An 8,213-nucleotide genomic window follows, 5' to 3' on the forward strand; every position below is an offset into this window, starting at 1 on the left:
ATCGATTTGATTGGCAGTCAAGCCGATGATGACTTGTGCCGTTGCTTCACTTGATATGCCCCCAACGAACGCTTCGTTAAAGCCACCTGTTGATCCTTGTGCATTCGATAGGAATCTCACCGCACTATCCATCGCTTTACGCACTTGCGGTTGATCTGTATAAGGTGCAATTGCAGTTAATGCCATTGCTGTAATGTCGAAGCTTGTTGAACCTTCTTTATCAGTCGAAAGGCTCCAAGAACCATCTTCTTTTTGATATTTTAATAGCTCACTCAACAAGCGCTCTCGCGTCCATTTTGAATTACTTGGTACTTGATAGTCTCTTGCATCCAAGGCAATCAACGCAAAGATAATACCGTTATTCCCCTGGTACGTTAAACTATCTGCACCCGTTGTATGTTTTTCACTATTAACAATTTTATCGATTAAATTAAAGCCTTTGCCATCCGCATTCGTCGGATCAATTCCGATTGCTGCGGCGGTCATAGCTAAACGTTCTACGTCTGTAATTTTCATGCGGCCTTTACCCGATCGGCTTATCACTTGATCCTGCAAATGCGCTTGGAATTCTTTCATGTAAGAAGCCGGGACTTTCTTTCCTGCTTTCACAAGTCCGATTGCCTGCCACTCACTGTTTACTTCACCCGCAAGAATTTGTGCACTTGCTTGGTTAATCGCCGCTGAAACTACTTTTGTGTAGTCTTTAGCTGGTGGAGTTTCCGGATCTGGTTTCTGTACTGGTGGTACCGGATTTGGGTTAGGTGTTGGAACTGGGTTAGGTGTTGGTTCCGGCGTTGGTTCCGGCGTTGGTTCCGGCGTTGGTTCTGTCACTGCTGGGTTGTATGTGACGTTTACCGTTTTCATAACTGATCTTTGATGAGCATCCACAGCCTTCACGACAATTGTGTTCGCTCCACTTTTCAATACAACATGTACTGTATTTCCTACAACTTCTGCTTGCTGACCATTTACAGTAGCTGTCGGTTGAAGTTGAGTACCGAAATAACTTTTTGCATCGACTTGCAGTGATACGTTTTGTGTTTCAACCGTTGTACCTGAAGTGACGCCAGAAATAGCCATCGTCGGTTCAAGATTTTCTCGGAAAGGTGCAAGATCTGAATTAAGGTCTGCCCCTAAGTTCGTTGTATATTTCCATTCAACAACATCACCCGGAATTAGTTTGATAATACCTGCGCCACGGTTTGGAAATATTCCATTGACACTGTACATCCAGCCGCTACCTTGGCCTCTGTCGAATTCTCCAACGCCGTCTATAGCTTCTACATAAGCATTTTCTCCGCTACCTGAATAGTCAACCGCAATGTTACTTGCAGCTGCACTGCGTCGTAATACATCTAGGACAGTTTCACCTTCTAAGACGGTAACCGTAGATAGTGGCATCGGTACTTCTGTTGAAGAGATTGTGATGGAATGTTGTAACGTCTGTACGGATTGAGCTTCTGCCATAGGTGCTAGCTGCTCTGCATAGGATGGAGCAATTGGAACAAGAATAGCTGCACACGCCAAAGCAATCGCTGCTGTGATCTGTGTAAACTTCTTGATAATAGAAATAAAGCATACCTCCCGAGTAGTTATTTATTGAATAATGAATAGTTTACGAGCCGCTTGTTTTAATGGTTTTCCATCAGTCGAAACGAGATCCGATATGACTAGTGAATACAACTGACCACTCGTATAATTTGTTTGTGGCGTGACAGTCGCTCTATTGCCTTTGACAGAAACATTTACAGGCACACGCTGACCTTGTACATCTTCTACATATATCTTACTTAGATTAACTGTTGTATTCTGTACTTCTTTGTTGAATGTAACGGTAAACGGATGCGATGGCGCTACGATTTTCGCGTCAAAATCACGATATACCTGGTCATTATCGACTAGAAATATTTTTTTCGTTCCTTCTGGGATTGTAGCTGATTGCTTACTACCCTTCTCCCCTGCTTGAACGATGTAATACCCGCCTAATGCTTCCTCGTTCTCGATTAAAATAGAAGACCACGCGCCATTTTTGTTTTTCTGGACGTTTAGAAGACTGCCGTTTAGAATCCCTTTAAGAGTAGAATGTGCTGAAACTTCTGGCTGTGGTTGTGTCTGTTTCTGAGAGAAATCATACAAGCGTCCTTGATCTTTTGTGAATAAATCGTAGGCTACTAGTGCTTGCAATGCTTGTTCCGTTGCCATACCATTTGCAGCGGTTTCATTTTCGGTATGTTTAAAGCCACCAGACTCTAGTTGGAAACTTAATAAGTGATCTACTAAATTCACACCATTCTTTGTAAACTGCTTACCTTGTGGATCGATTGCATTTGCTGTCAAACCGATAATTACTTGCGAAGTCGCTTCACTTGAAATACCACCTACAAATGCTTCATTAAAACCACCAGTCTCCCCTTGTTGTGCTGACAAGTAATTGACTGCTCGATCAATTGCACTTTTTACATCCGCTTGATTTGTATATGGTGCTAATGAAGTCATTGCCATTGCGGTTATGTCATAACTTGCTGAGCCTGTCTTACTAGTTTCCAAACTCCACGCTCCGTCTTCTCTCTGATACTTCAACAATTCGGCAACGATTTTTTCACGATTCCAACGCGCATTGCTTGGAATGTCAAAGTTATTCGTATCCAAAGCAATCAATGCAAAGATCAATCCATTTGTTCCTTGGCGAATCATCGTATCTACATTGCGAATATCTTCACTGTTATAAATCTTATCTAGTAAATTAGCTCCATTAATATTCGCAGGATCTTTCCCAATCGCTACAGCCGCCATCGTTAAACGTTCTACATCTGTAATCTTTAAACGATTTCCGCCGATTTGATCAATGACTTGATCTTTTAGATTAGTGGTAAATGCTGTTTCATAGCTTGATGGAACTGCAACTCCTGCTTTTACTAATCCAATCGCTTGCCACTCGCTAGATACAGGACTACTGACTATATAATCTGTAACTTTTTTAATCGAATTTTCGATTCGTTTTGGATCAGCTTCTACCGTTACAGTAAGCGAAGCTGCTGGCTCGGACTTTCCTACAACAACACCATCCAATGCAGTCAACGTGAAGTCGCCTCGTTGTGCTGCACCGTCTAGTTGAATCGTTACTTGCTGATTCGTATTTTTAGTTATCGTGGAGATTTTTACATTCGACTGATTAATACTCCAATTTGCAGGATTGCTAGCCTCTTGTGTAAATGTGTCACCTACTAAGTTGACTGTAATGTTAGGATTTTTACTGCCCGCAGTTACAACTGTTGACGATGAGAATGCTGCATAACGACCGTAAGAGAATCGCAGTTGGTCATTTTCTTTGAGTACGTAGCTTGCCGCACCTATATTAGGAGATACGCCATTGACTGTATAGCCCCAACCATCCCAGCCGCCTAGTAGACCTGCATCTTCATTATTTATAGAAGAAACATAAGAACCAAAACTGCTTTCTGTAATCTTATAAACGATTCCCTTAGCATCTAAAGCCATTTTCAGTGCCTCTAACGCATTTTGACCTTCTGTAATTTGAATCGTTTCTTGCAATAAAACATCATCTAAGCCAACAACCTCCACAGCAATATTCTGTTGTGCAATTGCCATTTGTTGCTGTGCATCTGAACTTGCGATAGCAACTGAAGTTGTTGTTGGTAAAAGCAATGATGAAGCAAGAAAAATACTTGCGATGAATGAAACATAACGTTTAACCAATAGAATTCCTCCTTTTATTGAAAAAAATAAGCCCTTGCCTCCAAAGAGAAGGACAAGGGCATTTTGTATAGTTGGATGTAATTCAGGAATTGCTCCATACAATATGCACACCTTTTCTCGGAAGGCGTAACGTATATTGTTTTGGCAAGTCTCCTGACTTATGGGTATTCACACATCTTCAACCTTCCCAGTTTATCACCAGTGGTATTTGAAGACGCTTCCCATTTACAGTGGCCGGACCGTACAGGATTTTCACCTGTTTCCTATTTTAATCTGCATCATATGCAAAGAACCAAAACAATCTATTTAGCTTTTATTTTAGTATATCACAGCTACGTCTCGTGTCATTTACTATTTTGATAGAACGGTATAAAGGACCGATGAACTATTATTTTTCATCGGTCTATTTATAAATAAAATACGAGGAAATGTCTTACAGTTCCTGATAATCTCTTTGATATTTCCCGCCGTCTTTAACTACCGCATGATACAAAGCTTTTAAGGCAAAGCTTTTTTCTAGTTCATGCTCCTTCATGATCGCTTTTAATTGTCTATTAAGCTCCGGGCTATGCTTGACGAGCTGAAGCATTTTAGGTTGTGAATATTGCATGAAAATCTCCTCCTCACCTATTTCGTTTCTTTAGTATAGCACGGCTACAAGTTGCACGTTTTATAATTAAATAAAAATAGTTGATATTTACGTTTGTCGTATGTTTCAATTGGGTAGTCTAAAATGTATATGCCTACTTTTCGGAAATGCAATACATACTAATATATTTACACAAGGGGGATATATGAAAAAAGTTTCGATTACATTTTATATTACATTAGTGGCTGTCCTATTGGCGGTCGGATATGGTGTCATTGCACCTATTCATTTTGAAGAAATAACGTCTATTATTAAGAATTTCATCACTGACTCTTTCGGCTGGTATTACTTACTGACTGTGTCTATGCTGTTTTTTGTTTCAGTTTTTCTGATTTTCAGCCCTATCGGTAGAATTCGTTTAGGGAAAGAGAAGGATCGTCCGCAGTTTTCGATGATTTCTTGGCTTGCGATGTTATTTTCTGCTGGAATGGGCATCGGTTTAGTCTTTTACGGTGCCGCTGAACCTTTGTCGCATTATGCGATAGATCCTGCCACGACAGCAACTGAGACGAAAGCATCCTACAAAGAAGCGATGCGTGTGACATTCTTCCACTGGGGCTTCCACGCGTGGGCTGTTTATGGAATGACCGCTTTAGTACTTGCCTACTTCCAGTTCCGCAAAGGACAACCAGGCTTAATCTCATCCACGCTTCGCCCGATCTTCGGGGATCGTGTAGATGGGCCACTCGGTACTATAATTGATGTCTTCGCTATTTTCGCGACCGTTTTCGGTGTAGCAACATCACTTGGATTCGGAGCCGTACAAATCAATGCCGGTCTGAATTATTTATTTGATATACCGATTGGTTTTTGGTCACAGTTCGTTATTATCGCAGTCGTGACTGTATTATTCCTAATTTCTGCTTGGAGTGGACTCGGTAAAGGAATCAAAATATTATCCAATGCCAATATGGTCTTGGCAATTGCGCTATTGATCTTCATCATTGCACTCGGACCTACCTTACTGATTTTCAATATGTTTACGGATTCTATAGGGGGCTATTTGGAAAACATCATCCGATTGAGTTTCCGTACCGCACCATTGACTCCTGAAAATCGTACTTGGCTAAACGGTTGGACGCTCTTTTATTGGGCTTGGTGGATGGCTTGGTCTCCATTTGTTGGGATGTTTATCGCCCGTGTCTCAAAAGGTCGTACCATTCGAGAGTTCATGATTGGTGTATTGGTCGTTCCTACCGTATTGAGTGCGATTTGGTTCGCAGCATTCGGTACGACAGCGATTGAGACGCAAAGAGCAGGAGTTATAGATCTCGCTTCTAGTGCGACAGAGTTGACGATCTTTGAAATGTTTAGCGGATTACCTTGGTCATTTGTCATTTCAGTAATTGCTATTTTGCTAATTATTTCTTTCTTCATCACGTCAGCAGATTCAGCAACGTTCGTACTCGGTATGCAATCGTCGTACGGATCACTGACGCCTCCTAATAATTTAAAAATCGTCTGGGGTGTCATTCAATCTTCTATCGCGATTATCCTCTTGTATGTCGGTGGTCTCGATGCCTTGCAAAATGTCATTATCATAGCGGCATTACCGTTTTCAGTTATACTCATAATGATGATTGTGTCGCTCTTCAAATCATTAAAGCAAGAGCGAAAACGAATTAGAAAACCATAATAAAAAGGAAAACCATTGGCTGAATCGCACAATGGTTTTCCTTTTATATTTGATTAATTCGTAGCTTTCTCAATCGCTTGTTTCAAATCTGCGATAATATCTTCAGCTGATTCTAATCCAACTGATAGACGAATCAATTCCTCACTAACGCCAGAGTTCTTCAAGTCTTCTGCAGATAACTGCTGATGTGTAGTCGATGCAGGGTGAATGATGAGTGACTTTGCATCTCCAACATTCGCCACATGCGACCAAATCTCTACGTTGTCGATTACTTGACGTCCTGCATCACGTCCACCTTTGATACCGAAGACGATGATCGAACCAAAGCCATTCTTCAAATGTTTTTTCGCCAAAGCAGCGGTTGGGTGATCTTCAAGACCAGTGTACGTTACCCACTCTACTGCAGGATGTTCTTGTAAGAAGGCCGCTACTTTCTGTGCATTTTCGTTGTGGCGAGGCACACGTAAATGTAGCGTCTCCAGCCCTTGCAGTAAGTTGAAGGCACTGTCCGGCGCTAGGCAAGGTCCGAAATCACGTAATAATTGTACGCGTAGCTTCGTCGCAAATGCAGCCCCCGCTGTATCAATACCATAGCGTAATCCATGATACGATTCATCCGGTTCTGTAAATCCTGGGAATCTTCCTTGTGTCCAATCAAATGTTCCCGCATCAACAGCGACCCCACCGATTGTCGTACCGTGTCCACCAATCCATTTCGTTGCTGAATGAATAACAACGTCCGCGCCAAATTCAATCGGGTTGGAACCGTATGGGGATGGGAATGTGTTATCGACTAACAACGGAAGCCCGTTATCATGCGCTATTTTCGCAACAGCTTCTACGTCGAGAACTTGTAAGCTTGGATTACCGATTGTTTCAGCAAACAGCGCTTTTGTTTTATCCGTAATTGCCGCTTCAAAGTTTTTCGGATCAGATGCATCGACAAATTTTACTGTGATGCCATAACGAGGCAATGTCACGACGAATAAATTGTATGTACCGCCATATAGATTACTAGCCGCGACGATTTCATCGCCTGCGCCCGCAATGTTCATAATTGAAAAAGCAATTGCCGCCATTCCTGAAGACAACGCGACCGCAGCCGTACCACCTTCAAGTGCCGCCACGCGCTCTTCAAAAACAGCTACTGTTGGGTTCGTAATTCGTGTATAAATATTGCCCGCTTCTTTCAAGGCAAATAAATTTTGTGCATGTTCTGTATTTTTAAATACATAAGAAGTTGTACGATGAATTGGCAAAGCACGTGAACCTGTTTCGGGATCTGGCTTTTGTCCTCCGTGTAATAATATCGTTTCAGGCTGTAAATTCGTCATAACCATTCTCCTTTTAATGTATTGATGGTACGAAGCCCCTTAGTTATAAAAAAGCCCTTCTTCCTTAATAAGAAGAGGGCTGCGCTTTCGCTTTTCCCTCTTATCTTCCAAACTGTTACCAGTCTGTAGGAAGTAGCACCTTTGCTTTCGCCGGTTGCCGGGCATCACAGGGCCTATTCCCTCCGCCGCTCTTGATAAGAGTGTGTCTATTCGTTTTCCATCTCAAAAAATAGTATAAGGCTATTCTCCGCCTAATGCAAGAATTTATTAATAGAATGTTTAGAAATTGGTGTTATTTTCGTGGCTCGACGCTTTTGAGTACAATGTAGTTTTAGTGAGCTTTGGTACAAAGGTAAACCATTTTGTGTTGGATCGTGGCTCGACTTTTTTAAGGTACTGAAGTTCGTAAAGGTCAGCTTTCTATCACCGCTTCGGCTGACCTCGCAGTTGTGCCTTCGCTGGTGAGTACAGTGTAGTTTTGGGAGGCTTTGGTACTTAGTAAAATTCACTATTAGACTTTAACGTACTATGCCACTTACTCTCCCTCACAAAACGCAGGCGCCTTACAAGCGGTAGGCGGAGCGATGAGACAGAAAGGCGATCTTCCTTTCTGGCTCATCGCGGGAGCCATCCGCCAGCGCCGAAGTGAGTTCAGTGACGAATTACTTCACTACATACAGAAGCGGATTGATGTGTCTGGGACTTACTACTTGTTAGTAATGTGTCGTTGCTCGACTTTTTTATGGTACTGAAGCTAATGAAGGTCAGCTTTCTATCATCGCTTCGGCACGTGGGGGATTGCCTCCCGCCATGAGCCAACTAGCGAAAGTCGCGCTAGCTGTCTCATGGCTTCGGCCGACCCCGCAGTTGTGCCTAC

6 protein-coding genes and 2 riboswitches (1 of these 8 running past the window's edge) are annotated in these 8,213 nt (G+C 42.3%); of the genes, 2 read left to right on the forward strand and 4 right to left on the reverse strand.

Annotation, left to right across the window (positions count from 1 at the left end; translation table 11 throughout):
* The 3 genes from ORD22_RS12990 to ORD22_RS13000 form a co-directional block, all read right to left on the reverse strand.
* Positions 1 to 1,467, reverse strand: partial view of an S-layer homology domain-containing protein gene (locus tag ORD22_RS12990; protein ID WP_486377080.1) — the 5' portion only. It extends 786 nt beyond the left edge of the window; 1,467 of the gene's 2,253 nt are visible here — the first part of the coding sequence; its start codon is at positions 1,465 to 1,467; its stop codon lies beyond the left edge, outside the window.
* 129 nt (positions 1,468 to 1,596) lie between these two features.
* Positions 1,597 to 3,717: a DUF4430 domain-containing protein gene (locus ORD22_RS12995; protein WP_317646499.1), complete on the reverse strand. Its 2,121-nt coding sequence runs from the start codon at positions 3,715 to 3,717 to the stop codon at positions 1,597 to 1,599.
* 126 nt (positions 3,718 to 3,843) lie between these two features.
* Positions 3,844 to 4,029, reverse strand: a riboswitch (cobalamin riboswitch).
* Between the two features lie 121 nt (positions 4,030 to 4,150).
* Complete coding sequence (locus ORD22_RS13000) at positions 4,151 to 4,327, reverse strand: hypothetical protein (protein WP_317646501.1); 177 nt, start codon at positions 4,325 to 4,327, stop codon at positions 4,151 to 4,153.
* 184 nt (positions 4,328 to 4,511) lie between these two features.
* Here ORD22_RS13000 and ORD22_RS13005 point away from each other — a divergent pair, with 184 nt between their 5' ends.
* Positions 4,512 to 6,002, forward strand: a complete 1,491-nt coding sequence (locus tag ORD22_RS13005) for a glycine betaine uptake BCCT transporter (RefSeq protein ID WP_317646502.1) — start codon at positions 4,512 to 4,514, stop codon at positions 6,000 to 6,002.
* Positions 6,003 to 6,055: 53 nt separating this feature from the next.
* Here the strand turns inward: ORD22_RS13005 and ORD22_RS13010 are convergent, their stop codons facing one another.
* A complete protein-coding gene (locus ORD22_RS13010; RefSeq protein WP_317646503.1) occupies positions 6,056 to 7,336 on the reverse strand; it encodes an O-acetylhomoserine aminocarboxypropyltransferase/cysteine synthase family protein in 1,281 nt (426 codons plus the stop codon).
* A gap of 97 nt (positions 7,337 to 7,433) precedes the next feature.
* Positions 7,434 to 7,537: riboswitch (SAM riboswitch) on the reverse strand.
* 383 nt (positions 7,538 to 7,920) lie between these two features.
* Between ORD22_RS13010 and ORD22_RS13015 the strand changes: the two genes are divergently transcribed.
* Positions 7,921 to 8,088: a hypothetical protein gene (locus ORD22_RS13015; RefSeq protein WP_317646504.1), complete on the forward strand. Its 168-nt coding sequence runs from the start codon at positions 7,921 to 7,923 to the stop codon at positions 8,086 to 8,088.
* Positions 8,089 to 8,213: the final 125 nt, after the last annotated feature.

Origin of the sequence: Sporosarcina sp. GW1-11, from assembly GCF_033088395.1 — a bacterium.
Classification (GTDB): Bacteria; Bacillota; Bacilli; order Bacillales_A; family Planococcaceae; genus Sporosarcina.